Here is an 18,050-nt window from a genome sequence, read left to right on the forward strand (position 1 = left end):
AAGGATGAGTACTTTGTTGGGTTTGTTCATGCTAAGGGTACTGTTCTTTTTGAACGGCTTGACCGTCATGTTGAGCGGAGCGCAGCGGAGTCGAAACATCTCTACCGCTTCGTTGAATTCGTTGGGGGTCAGCCTCCTAAATTTTCTAAATCAGTGGTCTGCCAAGTTCAGCATGTTCATTAATTCCTCACTAGTATTCATAAACAGTTCATTAAATGAGCATGTGCAGTCACCAATTTTCTGGCCATCAGAATTTCTAAATTCGATAATCCAAGACTGGTCTGCAATTTCAACTTCACCCATTAGTCTGACCTTCACCCCATTTTGAAAAGTAATTATTAGGGTACCCTCGTTCTCTTCTTCTATATTTTGAATTATCGCCTGTGTTAGCAAGCCCATCAAAAACACTCTGGCGGGTTCTTCTGGCCCGTTGCTGTTTTCTATATTGAACGGGGCTGACTGCACCCACTTATTCCATTCAGTTTTATTCTCTAACTCAATGTCACTAAGAATAAGATAGGCGCTTATACCAAGCCTGTCATTAAATAATTCACACTCGAAGGCGGTGATATAGTAGGTAAATTTCGTGTAACATGTACCTAGAAGTGCTGCTTTCAGCACTTTCAGTATCTCGCCTTTATCCGTCGTCATTGCTGGTAAAGTCTAGTTGGATATTGAAGCTTTATATTCTACCACAGCTTTCAAAAAATCATCAAACAGAAACTCGGTATCCTGCGGCCCGCCAGCGGCTTCGGGGTGAAACTGGGTGGAGAAGAACGGCTTGGACGTGTGCTTGATGCCTTCGCAGGTGCCGTCGTTCAGGTTCTCGAACAGCATCTGCCACTCGGCGGGGAGCGTGGCGGTGTCCACCGCGAAGCCGTGGTTCTGGCTGGTGATGTAGCAGCGCTGGGTGCCGGTGAGCTTCACGGGCTGGTTGTGGCTGCGGTGGCCGTATTTGAGCTTGAACGTGTCGCCGCCCGCCGCGAGGCCCATGAGCTGGCTGCCCAGGCAAATGCCGAAAATAGGCTTGTCCTGGGCCAGGGCAGTTTGCAGGTGCCGGATGGTGGCTTCGCACATTTTGGGGTCGCCGGGGCCGTTGCTCAGGAACAGGCCGTCGTAGTCGAGGGTCGTGAAATCGTAGTCCCAGGGCACGCGAATCAGCTCCACGTCGCGCTCCAGGAAGCAGCGGATGATGTTGGTTTTGGTGCCGCAGTCCACGAGCACGATTTTGTGCTGGCCGCTGCCGAAGTGCTGGACGCCGGGCTGGCTCACCTGCGCCACCAGGTTGTCGAGGTTAGGGTCGTGGAAGGGCACGTCGTTGCCCCCGGCCACGATTTTGCCCAGCATCGCGCCTTCCTCGCGCAGCTTCTTGGTGAGCATGCGGGTATCGACGCCGCAGATGCCGGGGATGTTGTACTCCTTGAGCCAGTCGCCGAGGCTTTTGGCGGCGTTCCAGTGGCTGTGCTCCTCGGAGTAGTAGTTCACCACGAGCCCGGCAATGTGGATTTTGTCGGACTCAAAAATGGTCGAAACCGACTCGTACAGCTCCTCGCCGGGCACGCCGTAGTTGCCCACCATGGGGGTGGTGAGCACCAGTAGCTGGCCGGCGAAGGAGGCATCGGTGAGGTTTTCGGGGTAGCCGGTCATGGCCGTGCTGAACACGACTTCGCCGGCGGCGGAGGTGAAGGCCCCGAAGGATTCGCCGGTGATAGTGGTGCCGTCGGAGAGGGTTAGGGTTACTGTCTGGGACATGATGGTTGAACGCAGGAGGAACGTCATGCTGAGCTTGTCGAAGCATCTCTACCGCTTCGTTGAATGGCTCAGCCGAAGCGGTAGAGATGCTTCGACAAGCTCAGCATGACCATTCGTTTAATGTGATTTTTTCTTAACACAAACGGTATTTAGATGGCGTCCAGACCCGGCAGGCCGAGCAATTCAGCAGCCTGCCGCGCCACAATTTTAACACTGGCGACATCCGGCCCGGTGATGGTCAGGTGGCCCATTTTGCGGCCGACGCGCGCTGCTGCCTTGCCGTAGAGGTGCAGGTGCGTGCCCGGCAAACTCAGCACGGCGTGCCAGTCCGGCTCCCGCTGTTGGCCGCTGGCATCAAACCACACTTCACCCAACAGGTTGAGCATGATGGCCGGCGAGTGCTGACGCGGCGGCGGCAAGGGCAGGCCCGCCATGGCATGGACCTGTAGGTCGAACTGCGACACGTCGCAGGCGTCCAGGGTGTAGTGGCCGCTATTGTGCGGGCGCGGGGCCATCTCGTTGACTACCAGGTCGCCGTGGTCGTTGTCGCCTTCCACCACAAAAAACTCGACGCACAGCACCCCCACATAGCCCAGATGCTGGGCCAGGGAAACGGCCGCGCTACGAGCCCTGGTGGCCAGGGCGGGCGGTATATTGCCTTCGTAAGCGTGGGTCACGGCCAAAATGCCATCGACATGCACGTTGCGCTGCGCGGCGAAGCTGACAACCTGCCCGTCCCAGCCGCGCGCCACCAGCACCGAACACTCGGCCGTGAGCGGCAGCATTTTTTCCAGCACGCAGGCCACGCTGCCCAGCTCGGCCCAGGCGGTGGCCAGCTCAGCAGCGGTCTTCACCCGGACCTGGCCCTTGCCGTCGTAGCCCATACGTGCGGTTTTGAGGATGCCGGGCAGCAAATCAGCCCGGTCGTCCCGCACGGCCTGGAGCTGGGCCGGCGTTTCAATCACCGCGTAGGGCGCGCAGGCCACCCCCGACAGGTCGGCGCCGGCCGTGAAGTGGGCTTTTTCCTCAATGCGGTCCTGGGCAATGCCGACCACGGCCGCGCCTGGGGCTACGGGGCGGGTTAGGGCCAGCGTTTGCAGGGCCTGGGCGGGCACGTTTTCAAACTCGGTGGTGATGGCCTGGCACAGGTGGGCCAATTGCGCCAGCCCAGTCGGGTCGTTGTAGTCGGTCTGGATATGGTGGTGGCTCACCAGCCCGGCCGGGCTTCGCGCGTCGGGCTCCAGCACGGCGGTGAAGTAGCCCAGGCGCTGGGCGGCATGCACGAACATGCGGCCCAGCTGGCCGCCGCCCAGCACCCCCAGGGTCGCCCGCTGCCCATCGGCATCCGTACTGCCCGGATAAATCGGGGTTATGGCGAGTCTATGCGTTTTGTCGCTCATACGGGCAGCGTCATGGCGCGGGCGGCTTCGGTTTGTGCGGCGCGAAACGCGTGCAGCCTGGTCGCCAGGTCTGGGTCGTGCAGGGCCAGCATGCTCACGGCGAACAGCGCGGCATTGGCCGCCCCGGCATCGCCAATGGCAAACGTAGCGACGGGTATCCCTTTGGGCATCTGCACAATGCTGTGCAGCGAATCCACGCCCTGCAAATGGCGACTGGCCACCGGCACCCCCAGCACGGGCACCGTGGTTTTAGCCGCCAGCATGCCCGGCAGGTGGGCGGCTCCCCCGGCCCCGGCAATAATGGCCTGCAAGCCGCGCGGCCCCGCCTGTTCGGCGTAGGCAAACAAGTCGTCGGGCATGCGGTGGGCCGACACCACGCGCGCTTCGTGGGCTACGCCGAAATGCGTGAGCATCTGTACGGCATGCTGCATGGTATCCCAGTCGCTGCTGGAGCCCATCACCACGCCAATCAGGGGCTTGTCTGGGGAGGCGTTGGGGCCGGAGGAGTCAGAGGAAGAAGGAGTATTCATTGAAATTACTTGTTCGGTTACTTGGTCGTCGTCATGCTGAGCGAAGCCGGAGGCGTAGTCGAAGCATCTCTACCGCAATGGTAATCCTGTCTATTGCAACGAAGCGGTAGAGATGCTTCGACTGCGCTCAGCATGACCGTTCTTAGTGGTTTAAACAGCCTATTCGCGTTCCAGCAGGATTTCAGTTCCTAAAATCACCAGGTCCACCCGACCTTTCAGCGTTTGGTCGATAAAGGGGGTGTTCTGGGATTTGGACTTCATGAAGTCCCGCGTGAAAGTCGTTTCCGCTTCGGTATCGAATAAAACGCAGTTGGCCGGTTGGCCGACTGCAATGGCGGCTGCCGGCAGGCCCATCAAGCGGCGGGGCTCCGCCGAATAGCGCTTCACCACCAGATCCCACCCAAATTTTCCGGGCTCGACGAAGTGGTGGTAGAGCGACACCAGGGCCGTGTCCAGGCCGGTGATGCCATTGGGCGCGGTGATAAAATCCTGGGCCTTTTCGAACGGCGTGTGCGGCGCGTGGTCGGTGGAAATAATGTCGAATACGCCTTCGATGAGCCCTTCGAGTAGCGCATCACAATCGGCCTGGGTGCGGAGCGGCGGGTTCATCTTGTAGTTCGTGTCATAGTCGCCGATGTGCTCGTCGGTGAACATCAGGTGGTGCGGGGTCACTTCCGCCGTCACCTTCACATCGCCGCGCGATTTCCACCAGCGGATGGTTTCCATGCCGAGCTTGCTGGAAACGTGCTGGATGTGCACGTGCGCGCCCGCCGCATGGGCCAGGCGGATGTCGCGGTCGATGATAATTTCTTCCGCGCAAGCCGGCGAACCCTTGATGCCGAGCCGGTAGCTCATCACCCCTTCGTTCACGGCACGCGGCCCGGCCAGCTCCGGCACTTCGCAGTGGCTAGCGAAAAACATCCCAAACTCGGTGGCATACTGCATGGCCCGCAGCAACACGGCGGGGTCGGCCGTGGTATCTCCGTCGTCGGTGAGCATTTTCACCCCGAGCTCGCGCATGCCCTCAATTTCCGCCAGTTCCTTGCCCTCCCGGTTCTTAGTAACGCAGCCGGAGGTGTACACCGGAATGCGCGACCGGTCGCGGGCATTGTCGAGCACAGTGGCTACGGAGGTGGCCGAGTCGAGGGCCGGACGGGTATTGGGCATCATCACCACGCCGGTAACACCGCCATTGATGGCTGCTTCGCTGCCCGTGGTGATGGTTTCCTTGTTCTCAAACCCGGGGGCGCGGAAATGCACGTGGGCATCAAACATGCCGGGCATCAGCACCCGGCCGCGCGCATCAATGACCTGAGCTCCCTCAGGAATGGCCAGGTTGATGCCGATGTCCTGAATTTTTCCTTCGACAATCAGGACATCACTTTCGACAAGTACGGGTGAGTTTTCGGAGGCGATGCGGGCGTTTTGAAGCAGCAGCATGAATAGGTGATGATATGGTTATGTAGGAAGTAGCCGAAAATCAAGGGACGGTTATGCTGCGTCTTCGCTCAGCATAACCGTTTTAATCAGGGCGTGAGCACTGTCGAGTCGGCGCGCTGCCGCGCTACGTACGACACCTGCTTTGGGAATTCCCCGCCCGGCTTGAGCCAGTCGAGCACGGCCATGCGGACCGAGATGCCGTTTTCGACCTGGTTGGTAATCAGGCTGCGCTCGTAGTCCATCACGGCGTCGCACAGCTCAACCCCCCGGTTTACGGGGCCAGGGTGCATGATGTAAAGGCCCCGGTCGCTGATTTCCGCCAGCCGGGTATTGGTGATGCCGTACACCCGGTGGTATTCGCGGAGGCTGGGGAAAAACTGCACATCCTGGCGCTCCATCTGCACCCGCAGCAGGTACACTACATCGGGCGCCCAGGCCATGGCCGCCTCGTAGTCGGTGAAGCGGCGGATGGTGGCCGGCACGTACTTGGGCACCAGCGAGCCCGGACCCAGGTACGCTACCTCGATGCCCAGCTTTTGCAACAACGTGCTGGTGGAGCGCGCGACGCGGGAGTGGAGAATGTCGCCGATGATGAGGACCTTTTTGCCGCGGGGGTCAGGGAATTTTTCCTTGATGGTAAAGGCGTCCAGCAAGGCTTGGGTGGGGTGCTCGTGGGCTCCGTCGCCGGCATTAATAACCGAGGCCGTGGTTTGGCGGGCAATCATGCCGGGCAGGCCGGGGTGGCTATGGCGAACGACGATGTAGTCGGTGCGCATGGCCTGGAGCGTCTCAATCGTTTCGCGCACCGACTCGCCCTTGGAGATAGAGGAGTGGGCCACGTCGAAATTCGTTACCTCCGCCGAGAGGCGTTTGGCTGCGACCTCGAAGGAGGAGTGCGTGCGGGTGCTGGCCTCGTAGAACAGCATGAGCACGGACTTACCCTCCAGCGCGGGGATTTTCTTCACCGAATGGGTGAACAGTTTCTTAAAGGACGATGATTGGTCGAGCAGAAACCCGATTTCCTCAGGGTGCAGGGATGCGATGTCGAGCAGGTCTTTGCGTGCCATACCAGGTTGGAAAAATTAAGTACGCAGTCAGTGTTTATCAGCCAAATGGTTTATTCCAATGGTCTAGTATCTCCATACTTTGCTGAGCGACAGGAAACCGGGCGTACAGTTGAAGCGGCGAGTGCCAGTGTGGATCGGAACGATGGTGGCCGCAGTCCCAGCCGCGGGGCGGCAACCGGCAAACTCATTGGACATAAAAAAACCGTTTCGGAATCCGAAACGGTGGCGGGGCAATACCCAGAAAAAACAACAGAAATACCAGTGGCAGAATCGGGAAAACCGACAGGACCGCAGACCTTCCGGTCCACTTGCGGTTCCCAGTCGGACTGGGTTCCACGCTTCGTCAACAGATTCTTTGGTTGAAGCATGCTGCAAAGCTACGGCATTGTAACGACCAATAATTCATCGGCACTGCTAATTTTTCCGGGCTGCTTTTTTCAGACTCAATTTTTCAGGCTAAGGGGCTGAACGACGCGCCTTTTGTTGCTCTTTTCACCGCCAAAAAAAACGGAGCATCGCGCAACCGGTTGCTTGGCAAGCACATCCGGCCTAACTTTAGCTCTTTATACCACTGCCTACTGCTCGCAAATTACCCGGCGGCGGCACCAAACAGCCCCTGAAGTACACGGTATTTCAGGGGCTGTTTCAGTTGCGGCCCGCTCCAAATAGTACCGGGAAGTGCCGGGGTAAGTCGAACTGCATCAGCCCCGCACCAGGCTCCGGTTTATTCGGCTCACCAGCGCCGGTCCTTCATAAATGAAGCCGGTATACAGCTGAATCAGCGAAGCTCCGGCGTTCAGCTTCTCCTGCGCATCGGCGGCCGAATGAATGCCGCCCGCGCCAATAATAGGCAGCCCGCCGTCGGATTTCCGGTGCAGGTAGCGGATGACTTCGGTGGCCCGGGCCCGTAGCGGCCGCCCGCTCAGGCCACCCGCTCCCAGGCTGGCCACGTGGCCGGGCTCCGTGCTCAGGTTGTCGCGGCGAATAGTCGTATTGGTGGCCACGAGGCCGCTCAGCTGGGTTTCGCGGGCGATGAGCAGAATGTCGTCGAGCTGCGAGTCGGTGAGGTCGGGCGCGATTTTGAGCAGCAGCGGGCGCGGGGTGGCACGGGCCTGGTTGCGGGCCTGTACCTGCTGCAACAGGTCAATCAACGGCTCTTTCTCCTGCAGCTGGCGCAGGTTGGGCGTGTTGGGCGAGCTCACGTTCACCACAAAGTAGTCCACCTCCTCGGCCAGCGCCTCAAAGCAGGCCACGTAATCGTCGGCGGCGTGCTCGTTAGGCGTGTCCTTGTTCTTGCCAATGTTGCCGCCGATGAGCAGCTGCCGGTTACGTCGCCGGGCCAGGCGCGCTGCCACCACGGCCGCTCCCTCGTTGTTGAAGCCCATACGGTTAAGCAGCGCCTCGTCCTGCGGGAGCCGGAACAGGCGCGGGGTGGGGTTGCCAGGCTGCGGCCGGGGTGTTACCGTTCCGATTTCCACGAAGCCAAAGCCCAGCGTGGCCAACTCGTCAGTCAGGGCCGCATTCTTATCAAACCCTGCCGCTAACCCCACCGGGTTGGGAAACTTGAGTCCAAAAACCTCGCGTTCCAGGCTGGGATGCTGGAAACCGTAGAGTGCCCGGAGCAGGGCGGGCGTGCCCGGCACCCGCGCGGTGCGGCGCAGATTGTCGAAAACAAGGTGGTGGGCGCGCTCCGCATCGAGGTTGAAGAGGAGGGGTTTGACGAAGGATTTGTACATCGGCGGCAGGAACAAATTGGCAGTCAAGGTTAGTGAGTAATTTCCCCAAAACCAGTCGCAGACCGCAAATTATGTCTTGTGAGGCTATCAGATTGACGTTGCATGCTGGATTACAACGTGTCAAAAACCAGGTCGACCATCACTCTGCCTCACAGAAACTGCTTAATGAGCCGAGCCATCTGAAGTATATGCAGCAGTACGACCGGGAAAGCATTCTACGGGCCAGCGCCGGCAATGCCGGTGCATCAGACGGTGGCCGCTACGGGCGTGAGCGAGTCCAGCGTTGAGCGCTACCGCCGCTAGTTGGGGTTGCGCCGCCCGGACGCAGAATGAGACAAGACTATTTTGCAGCCAAGGATGCGCACTCGAAATCGCCCCATTCTATTTAATTGTGAGTAAGCTACTTCATTGCTTAAAGCGAAGTATTCTATCCGCATATTAACCTGGCAATTATCAGCTTCCAGGTTTATAATTACCAAGCTCTTCCGTTCGTGTTCCCTTCGCCAGAGGTGGTATATTTGGAGTCCGATTTAGCCGCTTGCATACAATGAGCTCAACCATTCCTTCGGGCCTGCCCGTTGCCACGCTGCCCGTTTTGCTGGAGCTGCTTCCCCATGGGGTCGTGTACTACACCCCCCTGTTTGACGCGGCCGGAGAGGTGGTTGATTTCCAGTTCGCTTACCTGAACGCCGCCGCCCAGCGGCTGCTGGGCCTGTCGGCTCAGCCCGCCGGCAGCTACTTACAGCAATGGCCCGGCGGCGAGGCCGGCGGCACGTTTGCCCGCCACCGCGACGCGTGGTGGGCAAACGCGCCGGCACAGTTCGATCAGCTATACCCGATTGATGGCCACGAAACGACCTTCCATGTTCATGCTACCCGGCTGGAGCAGGGGCTGCTGGTGAGTCTGACACAGGCCAGCGTCCAGCCCGACAACGCGGTAGCGTCATCCCAGTACCCCAGCCCGCCGCACGAGCCGGCTGCTCTTACCGCGGCTGAAGGCCAGCTGGCCACCTTACGCAATGCCTTTGAGCAGGCGCCAATGGCCATTGCCATCTTTGAGGGGCCGGACTACCTCGTCAGCTTTGCTAATGCGGAAGTATGCCTGATTTGGGGCCGCCCCCTGGAACAGGTCGTGGGCCGACCCCATTTTGAGGCCCTGCCCGAAGTGGCCGGCCAAGGCTTTGAAGCCATTTTTGATGACGTGTACCGCACCGGGCGCCCCTGCTTCCTGCGCGAGCAGCTGGTACATATTGACCGCCTCCGGACGGGTGAACTGGTGCCAAGTTACTTCAACATAGTGTACCAGCCCCAGCGCGATGCCCAACAGCGGGTTACAGGCATTATTACCTCGGCCATGGAGGTAACGGCGCAGGTGCTGGCCCGCCAGCAGGTGCAGCAGCTCAACGACGAGCTGGAGCTGCGCGTAACGGTCCGCTCGGCCGAGGTGCGGGCTGCCCTGCACGAGGCCGAGCACCAACGCGAGCAGCTGCGCGAGCAGCAGGGTTTACTGCGTCAGATTCTGGGTCAGGTGCCGGCGGCCGTGGCCACGCTCAGCGGCCCGGGGCACCGGTTCCAGTTTGTCAATGAACAGTATCAGGCGTTAGTAGGCGGCCGGGCCGTGTTGGGCGCATCGGTGGCTGAACAGCTGCCCGAATTGGCCGAGCAGGGTTTTGTGGCGCTGCTCGACCGGGTTTACACCTCCGGCCAGCCTCATAGAGGGCAGGATATTGCTCTTATGCTAACCGACCCCCAGACCGGGGTGGCTGTCCAGCACCACCTGGACTTTGTGTACCAGCCCCTGTTCGCCGGGCAGCACCAGAGCCAGGGCATTCTGGTGTTTGTGGTCGATGTGACCGACAAGGTGCTGGCCCGCCGCCAGGCCGACACGCTGCAAGGGGCCGCGCTGGCCGCCGTGCAGCGCAAAGCCCAGCAGCGCCAGGAGCTCTACCAGGTGTTTGCCCAGTCGCCGGTAGCCATTGTTTTGCTGCGCGAGCCCGACCACCGCATCGAGTATTTCAACACCGCCTTCGAGGAGCTTTTTCCGCCCGAAGAATGGACGGGCGAGGATATGCATGGCCACCGGCTAACCGAAGTGTACCCACGACTTAAACTGGCCGGGCTGCTTTCGCTGCTCGACCGCGTGTTTGCCACCGGCGAGCCGCAGGCCGTGCTGGATATGCCCCTGGCCGACCTGCAACCCGGCAGCCCGCGCTACGTCACCTTCTCTTACCAGGCCTACCGCGAGCAGGGCCGGATTGTGGGTGTGGCCGCCTTCATCTACGACGTGACCGAGCAGGTGGTGGGCCGTCGGGAGGCCGACACGCTGCAGGCGGCCCTGCTGGCCGGAGCCCAGCGCAGCGCCGCGGAGCGCCAGGAGCTGCTCAGCCTCTTTGAGCGGGCCCCGGTAGCCGTGGCCCTGCTGCGCGAGCCCGACCACCGCATCGAGTACTTCAATACCGCCTTCGAGGAGCTGTATCCGGGCCAGAACCTGCTGGGCCGGCCCTTAGTGGCGGCGTACCCCGCCCTGGCGACGGCCGATGTTATTGGCCGCCTCGACCGGGTATTCGAAACCGGCGAAACATACCAGAGCCTGGAGCAGCCGCTGCGCACAACGGAGTCGGGCGGGCCGCCGCGCTACATTACGTTCACCTACCAGGCCTACCGCGAGCACGAGCACATTGCCGGGGTGGCCGTCTTTATTCACGAAGTAACCGAGCAAGTGCGCGCCCGCCAGGCCCGGCAGGCGCAGCAGGAGTTGGTCGAAACGGTGTTTGAGCAGTCGCCCATGGCCATCTGGGTGGCGGAAGGGCCGGAGTACGTTTTCAGCATAGTTAATCCGCTCATGGAACAGATTCTGGGCCGCCCCCGGCAGCAGCTGCTGGGCCGGCCCTACCTGGAGGTGATGACGGAGCTGGTGGGCCAGGGCCTGCCGGAGCTGCTGGGCACGGTGTGGGAAAGCGGCGAAATGCTGTCGGTGAAGGAACTGCCGGCGCGCCTGGCTTACCACCGGCCCGACGAGCTGGGCTATTTCAGCTTCGTGTTCCAGCCCCTGCGCGATGCCCAGGGACAGGTGGCGCAGATTGCGTGCGTGGCGATTGAGGTGACCGACCAGGTGCGGGCCCGCCAGCAGGTACAGCGGCTCAATGAGGAGCTGGCCGCCATCAACCAGGAAATGCAGGCCACCAACCAGCAGCTGCACGACACTAATACCCGCCTGCTGCGGACCAATACTGACCTGGACACCTTCGTTTATACCGCCTCGCACGACCTGAAGGCCCCGATTTCCAACATCGAGGGCCTGCTGCTGGCCCTGCGCCAGCAGTTGCCCCCAGAGGCGCTGCAGGCCGAGATGGTCCCGCGCCTGTTCGATATGATGGAGGACTCAGTGGTCCGCTTTCAGCAAACCATTGGCCACCTCACCGACATCTCGCAGCTGCAGCTGGCCGAAGTGCCCGAGACAACGGACCTACCCGAACTCATCCGCGGGGTGCGCCTCGACCTGGCCCCGTTGCTGGAAACGGCCGACATCACGCTCACAGTGGAGGTGGACGGTTGCCAGGATGTGCGCGTGGCGCCCAAAACGCTGCGCTCGGTGGTCTATAATCTGCTGAGCAACGCCGTGAAGTACCGGGCCTTTGACCGGCCGGCCCTGGTGCAGCTGCGCGCCCGTTGTACTCCCGGCCACCTGGTGCTGGTGGTGCAGGATAACGGCCTGGGCCTGACAAGCGCGCAGCAGGGCGAGCTGTTTGGCATGTTCCGCCGCATGCACACCCACGTCCAGGGCTCGGGGGTGGGCCTGTTCATGGTGAAGCGGCTGGTGGAAAATGCCGGTGGCACCATTACGGTGGAGAGCCAGGCGGGCGTGGGCTCCACCTTCACTGTGTCGTTACCTGCCTAGAATCAAAGGGAAGGACAGATACAAAGCGCCCCAGACAAAGCGGCGTTTCGTAAGCCCGAACCCCGTCGCCATTACCAGAAGGAGCAAACAGCATTCAGGAGCAGCAGGAGAGGCTCCCCCGCCCCCTTTTGTTGCTGAGTTGGGTCGCTTAACCTACTACTCCTTGTCGGACAGGCCTTGGAATCGGGGTGGGTTTTGGCCTAGCATTTCTACTACCTTCGTGTAGCCTATTTCCTGGTTAGCGGCCGACTTAGGGAGTGGAAATTATTGCCTGTTAAGGGCCCTTACATATACCATTAGCTACCCCACTTTATGCGAATTTTAGTTCTTGCCCTGTTGACCATTGGGCTGCTTGGCCGCAGTGAACTGGGTTGGTCACAGGCTACTGCCCCGTTGGTCATCACCCATGTAAACGTGATTCCAATGAACCAAGACACCGTGTTACGCCGGCAGACGGTTCTCATCGAACGGGGGCAAATCAAGATTATCGGGGCGGCTAACCGGGTTAAATCACCGGCGGGGGCTGTGCGGCTCAATGGCCGAGGCAAATACCTGCTACCCGGCCTGGTAGACACGCACGCGCATTTGCCGGGCAAGGAGGGCACCTTGCATCCGTTGAACACGTATTTTCGGCTGCAACTCGCAGCTGGTGTAGTGGGTTTGCGCAGTATGCGAGGTGATTCCAGCCACCTACACTGGCGCGACAGCCTGCGCCGCACCGCCGCCCTGGCCCCCCGCCTTTATCTCGGTTCTCCTGTATTCAACCGCGACCAAAGCTATTCCGCTCGGAAAGGCCGCGCTATACTGGCGCGCTACCAAACCAGCGGCTACGACTTTGCCAAATACCTGGGCGGCCTGACGGTCCCGCAATACGACTCACTGCTGACCGATGCCCACCAGTTGGGGTTCAAAGTGGCCGGGCATGCGCCCGCCAGCGGGGTGGGCGGGGCCGTAGCCGCCCGGATGGCCTCCATTGAGCACATTGAGGCATTTATCCGTGCCTACCAGCAGGATTCGGTTCAGTTACAGCAACTGGCCCGGCAAATGGCGGCCGACCAGATCTTTACCTGCCCTGATTTGTATTGGTACGAAGTCAATTGGCTTCAGTACCCGCTCGACTATTTGCAACGCCTGCCAGGCTTGGCCTACGTTAGTTCCCCGGTGCGCCAGGAGTGGCAGCAATGGTGGACGACCCAGAACCAGCAGCTCCCCCCGGCGGCTCGCCCCCAGTTCACGGCAGCGCTGCGGACGTACGGCCAGGCTTTTCGCATCATGCACAAGGCCGGGGTCCAGTTTCTAATCAGCCCCGGTGATGGACCTTTTGTGGTGCCTGGTTACGGCATGGCTCAAGAATTGGGCTTGCTCGTAAAACTGGGCCTGAGCCCCTACGAGGCGCTCCGGGCGGCGACCTACAATGCGGCCGTTTGGCTGGGCGAGCAAGACCAGCGCGGCACCCTGGAACCCGGCAAAGCCGCGGATCTGGTGCTGCTTGATGCCAACCCTTTAGAAAACATTGCGAACATAGGCCGCGTGCGTGGGGTCGTGCTGAACGGGCGCTGGGTATCCGTGGCGCAACTGCTGCCCGCCCAACCCTAATAACCGAGACTGCTTTATTGAACCAAGTTTGCGGCCCGTATAAGCTCTTTCTACATCTTGTAAACGACGACCGTTCTTAACATGTAACTCCGTAGCTTCGGAATATGCCGGCGGCTGCCAAGCTGTCGGTAATATCATAAAACTTGAAAGGCCATCCCTATTCTTTAACAACACCCACCATTGTGGTGCGCTCCCATACGTTGAATGGCGACATGCTGTGGGTAAAGCTCTCTTTTGATGTTCATTTATGCCCTAACCTGGATTGCTTAGTGAGCTGGGCTTAGGCAAGGCCCTGGGAGAGTGACTGTTGCTTTTGCTCCAGCTCCTGGGCGGCCTGGGCGCAGGCCGTTTCTATCTTCAGAAACAAGGACAGCAAGTTGGCCATGGTCTCCCGGCTGGCCCCGGCACCATCGGCAATCAGCTTAACGGACAGTTCCTGAATGGCTTTGGCAATGCTCTCGTAGGCCGGGTCCATGCCCATTGTGGCAAAGGTGGGAATAACGGAATGCGTGGCGTACTTGAGCGCTGCCCAATCCTTTTCGGCAATAGCCTTTTTCATGGTTTGCACCAGCTGCGGAATTTCCTGCAGATAGAGGCCAATCATTTCGGCCATGCGGGCGTCGCTCTTTGTAATTCGTCTCAGGTAGTCGAAGTTGATGCAGATCTGGGATGGAGCGGGCCGGGAGACGGCGGCGGGCACCGCTGCAATTTGGCTGAAAGCAGGCTGCTTTAAGTACTTGATGATTTTGCTGTAGAGCAGGTTTTCATCAACGGGCTTAGAGATGTAGTCGTTCATGCCCACGGCCGTGCATTTGCCAAGGTCCACTGTCGTCACGTCGGCCGTCAAGGCAATAATGGGCACACGCAGGCCTAGCTCATTTCGAATATATTCGGTGGCCTCAAAGCCATTCATGACCGGCATCTGCAGATCCATCAGCACCAGGTCGTAGCGAGTGGCCTGCAGCATTTCGATGGCTATTTTGCCGTTGGTGGCCACCTCCATCGCAAAGCCAAAACCCTCCAGCAGCGTCCTCATTAAGAGCTGATTGAGCGCGATGTCTTCTACCACTAGTATTTTAACATCCTCGAAGCCGGTTTCCAACTCGATAGTCGGGCCCGACTCGTCGTTGGCTTTCTCGGTGGTTTTGCCAAAGCTGAGGATAAAGCTAAAGGTGGAGCCCACGCCCAGCTGGCTTTTTACGGTGGTCGTGCCGCCCTGGAGTTCTACCAGGTTCTTAACAATGGCCAGCCCCAGCCCCGTGCCGCCGTACAGGCGGTTGGTCCCACTGGTGGCCTGCTGGAAGTCGTCGAACACGGTGCCCAGCTTTTCCTCCTCAATGCCAATGCCCGTGTCGGTGACGGCAAACTCCAGGATAACCTTTTCCTGGTCCTGCACCAGCATCCGCACACCCAATGTAATGGTGCCCTTGCTCGTGAACTTGACGGCGTTGCTCACCAGGTTGATGATGATCTGGTGCAGCCGGACCGGGTCTCCCACCAATACTTCCGGAATTTTAGCGTCGTAATCCAGCACCAGGGCCAGGTTCTGCTCCTGCGCCTTGGCTTCAAATAAGCGCACCATGGCCGCTACTGACGCCGAGAGCTTGAAGGGAATTTGCTCAAAAGTCATCTTACCCGCATCTACCTTGGCCAGGTCCAGGATGTCGTTGATGAGCACGATGAGCGTGTCGCCGCTGAGTTTGATGGCTGTCAGGTACTGCTTCTGCTTGTCGGTCAGCTCGGTTTTGAGCAACACCTTCGTGAACCCGATGATGGCGTTCATGGGCGTCCGGATCTCGTGGCTCATGTTGCTCAGAAACTGCTGCTTGGCCTTCACCGCACTCTCGGCTTTGGCCTGGGCTTCTTCGGCCCGCACCGTGGCGCGCTCGGCTGCAAATTTGGCCTCAATCAGCTCGGTGGCAATGCGCTTTTGGTCGGTTACATCGCGCGCCACAATCACCACGCCCAACACCTTGCCCTCGTCGTTCTTGTACACTGAGCCGTTGAAGAGCACATCCGTCAGCTTGCCGTCTTTGTGCCGTAGCGTAAGGGGGGAATCGGCCACGGTGCCCTTGGCAAATACGGCCTCGTACACTTCGCGCGCCATCTGCGGATCGGTGAAGTAGACGAAGAAATCCGACCCGATCAGCTGGTCGCGGCCGCGGCCCGTGATTCTGATCGTGGCCTGGTTCATGTCCGTAATTTTCCCCTCCGGGCTGATGGTAACCAACGGGTCGCGACTGGCCTCAATCAGTCCCCGGGCATAGTTGGCCAGGCGTAGCTCCGCCGCCCGCTTCACCTTCTCGCCGTTCTGAAACGCCAACTCGACGTTGGCAATGACCAATTCGGCGGCCCGTTTTTCCTTTTCGTCGTTTTGAAATGCCAGCTCCACGTTGGCAATGCTCAACTCCTGGGCACGCTTTTCTTTCTCGTCGTTCTGAAACGCGAGTTCCGCATTCGCGATAAGAAGCTCCTGGGCCCGCTTTTCTTTCTCGTCGTTCTGAAACGCGAGTTCCGCATTCGCAATAAGGAGCTCCTGAGCCCGCTTCTCCTTTTCTTCGTTCTGATAAGCCAATTCTTTGTTGGCAATGCTGAGCTCGGCCGCCCGCTTTTCCTTCTCATCGTTCTGAAATGCCAGCTCCGTATTGGCGACACTCAGCTCCTGGGCCCGCTTTTCCTTTTCATCGTTCTGGTAGGCCAGCTCTGTATTGGCGATGCTGAGCTCGTCGGCCCGCTTTTCCTTTTCGTTGTACTGAAACGCCAACTCCTTATTGGCAATGCCCAGCTCCGTGGCCCAGGTTTTCCCGATTGCTTCCCGAACCACCAGCACGGCGCCCAGCACGGTGCCCTGGTCGTCCCTATGCACGGATCCATCAAACAAAATGTCGGTCAGCACGCCATTGCGGTGACGCAGCGTGAATGGCACGTTACTGACCGCCCCGCGGGCCATCACTTCCTGGCAGGCCTGCCACACCAGTTTCGGCTCGGTAAAAAAGGCAAAAAAGTTAGCCCCCATCAGCGCAGCACGCTCCACTCCTGTTAGCGTTACTGCGGCCTCATTGAGGTCGAGGATATTACCCGCTACATCAACCGTCACCAATGTATCGGGGCTGGCTTCAATCAAGCGCCGGTATTTGTTTTCGCTTTCCTTCATCGGGGGTGGTTCGCTGGCCATGAAGGCAAGCGCTTAAGTAAAAATAGTTGCAGATGGAGCTAGCCCATTGTACGACGGGAGGCCTTACTCTATGAACGTTGCGCCAGATTAGTGTAATACAAAATCCAGCACAATGACATATTCAGCATACAGCCGGCTTCCAAGTAAAGTACCACCTTTATGCAGCAAGGAGTTTTTATACGTAAAGCGCACCAATAGTGGTCCAAATGCCACCAAATAGTCGACGACCACAAATTAAGACGCGTTGGTGGTCATAGTAGGCTGCCGAGCATCGGCTGGGTCATGTACAATTGCCACGCCGCCCCAGCGCAGCACCGTCCATAGCCCGGACGTGTCGTCGCCGAGGTAGCAGGTGTGCCTAAATTGGCTTTGGCGCTGGCCAGGGCGGAGCACACGTATTCAGTAAATCATTCGTGGCGGTTGCAGAACTCAGTCGAGGAACTCGTGCTGGGTTCTGCAACCGCCAATGAAAACTCGCAAATAGGCGAGAAGGCGGTTTTTTTGTGAGTCTTTATAATAGCGACAACCGTTCGTTGAACGAGTGGGAGGGCTCTGCAACAGCCACGACCGTTTTAAGCGGAAAAAGCTGTCGACATTTCTCAGGACGAGACACACCTTTTAAAAAAGCTGTCAACCTATTTCCGGACGGGACAGCTGTTATAGAAAAGCCCCATCTACACGGGTAGATGGGGCTTTTCTTGCGGCGAAAGCCAGCGGGAACTAGGGGTTCACGTGCTTGAGCTTACGGCGGCGACGCTCCTGGGCCTGCTTTACGCGGCGGTGGATGGTCTCGCGGGTGAGGTCAGTCTGCTGAGGCGTAGCAGCCGGGGTAGTCTCGGCCTTGGTGGTCTTGGTCGTCATACAAAAAGAAGTTGGGTTCTGCCCAAAGATACCTTTCTCTGGCATATGGTGGCTTATCCACCCGCTACAAACTTTCTACTGCCCCGGTGAACAGGTCTTCTTGGGGCCCTTTACCCCAGCTCAGCCAGCAAGGTCAAGCTGGATCTGGGTCAGGATGTCGAGCTGCAGTTCCAGCGTCTGGGCAACGGTAGAGACGCGGGCGTATCAGTTAAACCCGGCAAGGGCCGGGCTTTAAACTACCGCTGTAGCCTGGCGGTCGATACGGGTCATGGCGTCATCAGTCATGTGCAGGCGGACTTCGCCGACAGTCGGGCCAGGTGCATCGTCAGGTCTTCCACTTCCGGTAAGTGGGGTAGTGGTTGGTAGGTGGCTTGAGAATATACTCGCCTTCCAATGCTCCGACAATGGTGAAGCGGCTGGGCTGGCCGGTAGTAGCGGCGGGTGCCACACTTAGCGAGAGTTTGGGTTGTACGCCGGTCACGGTGATGTGCTGGCGCACCACCTCTTCGGCCAGCGAAGGCAGCTCGGCTTCGCTGTAAGGAAATACGGGCGCAACCGCCCGCCCGAACAGCTTGCGGCTACAGGCAGCATGATA

General features: G+C 59.3%; 12 protein-coding genes. 2 read left to right on the forward strand and 10 right to left on the reverse strand.

Going from position 1 to position 18,050, the window contains the following annotated elements:
• Positions 1 to 150 precede the first annotated feature (150 nt).
• From HW554_RS11410 to HW554_RS11440, 7 genes are all read right to left on the reverse strand, one after another.
• Complete coding sequence (locus tag HW554_RS11410; protein ID WP_176908719.1) at positions 151 to 651, reverse strand: hypothetical protein; 501 nt, start codon at positions 649 to 651, stop codon at positions 151 to 153.
• A gap of 12 nt (positions 652 to 663) precedes the next feature.
• The gene (gene carA, locus HW554_RS11415; protein ID WP_176908720.1) at positions 664 to 1,752 is read right to left on the reverse strand and encodes a glutamine-hydrolyzing carbamoyl-phosphate synthase small subunit; all 1,089 of its coding nucleotides are present in this window, start codon (positions 1,750 to 1,752) and stop codon (positions 664 to 666) included.
• A gap of 149 nt (positions 1,753 to 1,901) precedes the next feature.
• Complete coding sequence (locus HW554_RS11420) at positions 1,902 to 3,152, reverse strand: 5-(carboxyamino)imidazole ribonucleotide synthase (protein WP_176908721.1); 1,251 nt, start codon at positions 3,150 to 3,152, stop codon at positions 1,902 to 1,904.
• Positions 3,149 to 3,682 (reverse strand): 5-(carboxyamino)imidazole ribonucleotide mutase, encoded by a 534-nt coding sequence (purE, locus tag HW554_RS11425; RefSeq protein WP_218134697.1) that lies wholly within the window; start codon positions 3,680 to 3,682, stop codon positions 3,149 to 3,151. The genes HW554_RS11420 and purE overlap by 4 nt, the downstream gene beginning before the upstream one ends.
• A gap of 159 nt (positions 3,683 to 3,841) precedes the next feature.
• Positions 3,842 to 5,122, reverse strand: coding sequence for a dihydroorotase (locus HW554_RS11430; protein WP_176908722.1), 1,281 nt, complete (start codon positions 5,120 to 5,122; stop codon positions 3,842 to 3,844).
• An 86-nt stretch (positions 5,123 to 5,208) separates the two neighbouring features.
• Positions 5,209 to 6,189, reverse strand: coding sequence for an aspartate carbamoyltransferase catalytic subunit (locus tag HW554_RS11435; RefSeq protein ID WP_176908723.1), 981 nt, complete (start codon positions 6,187 to 6,189; stop codon positions 5,209 to 5,211).
• A 701-nt stretch (positions 6,190 to 6,890) separates the two neighbouring features.
• A complete protein-coding gene (locus HW554_RS11440; RefSeq protein WP_176908776.1) occupies positions 6,891 to 7,925 on the reverse strand; it encodes a quinone-dependent dihydroorotate dehydrogenase in 1,035 nt (344 codons plus the stop codon).
• A gap of 547 nt (positions 7,926 to 8,472) precedes the next feature.
• Here HW554_RS11440 and HW554_RS11445 point away from each other — a divergent pair.
• Both HW554_RS11445 and HW554_RS11450 read left to right on the forward strand, forming a co-directional pair.
• Positions 8,473 to 11,823, forward strand: a complete 3,351-nt coding sequence (locus HW554_RS11445) for a PAS domain-containing protein (protein WP_176908724.1) — start codon at positions 8,473 to 8,475, stop codon at positions 11,821 to 11,823.
• Between the two features lie 423 nt (positions 11,824 to 12,246).
• Positions 12,247 to 13,419: an amidohydrolase family protein gene (locus HW554_RS11450; RefSeq protein ID WP_176908725.1), complete on the forward strand. Its 1,173-nt coding sequence runs from the start codon at positions 12,247 to 12,249 to the stop codon at positions 13,417 to 13,419.
• 280 nt (positions 13,420 to 13,699) lie between these two features.
• On the opposite strand, the gene HW554_RS11455 is transcribed toward HW554_RS11450, so the two are convergent.
• The 3 genes from HW554_RS11455 to HW554_RS11465 all read right to left on the reverse strand — a co-directional run bounded on the left by HW554_RS11455 (position 13,700) and on the right by HW554_RS11465 (position 17,954).
• Complete coding sequence (locus tag HW554_RS11455; RefSeq protein WP_218134699.1) at positions 13,700 to 16,594, reverse strand: PAS domain S-box protein; 2,895 nt, start codon at positions 16,592 to 16,594, stop codon at positions 13,700 to 13,702.
• A 720-nt stretch (positions 16,595 to 17,314) separates the two neighbouring features.
• On the reverse strand, positions 17,315 to 17,455 hold the full coding sequence (locus HW554_RS11460; protein ID WP_176908726.1) for a hypothetical protein: 141 nt from the start codon (positions 17,453 to 17,455) through the stop codon (positions 17,315 to 17,317).
• Between the two features lie 325 nt (positions 17,456 to 17,780).
• Positions 17,781 to 17,954 carry a hypothetical protein gene (locus tag HW554_RS11465; protein WP_176908727.1) on the reverse strand — a complete coding sequence of 58 codons (174 nt, stop codon included), beginning with the start codon at positions 17,952 to 17,954 and terminating at the stop codon, positions 17,781 to 17,783.
• Between the last annotated feature and the right edge of the window lie 96 nt (positions 17,955 to 18,050).

It is taken from the genome of Hymenobacter lapidiphilus (assembly GCF_013377885.1).
Lineage (GTDB): Bacteria > Bacteroidota > Bacteroidia > Cytophagales > Hymenobacteraceae > Hymenobacter > Hymenobacter lapidiphilus.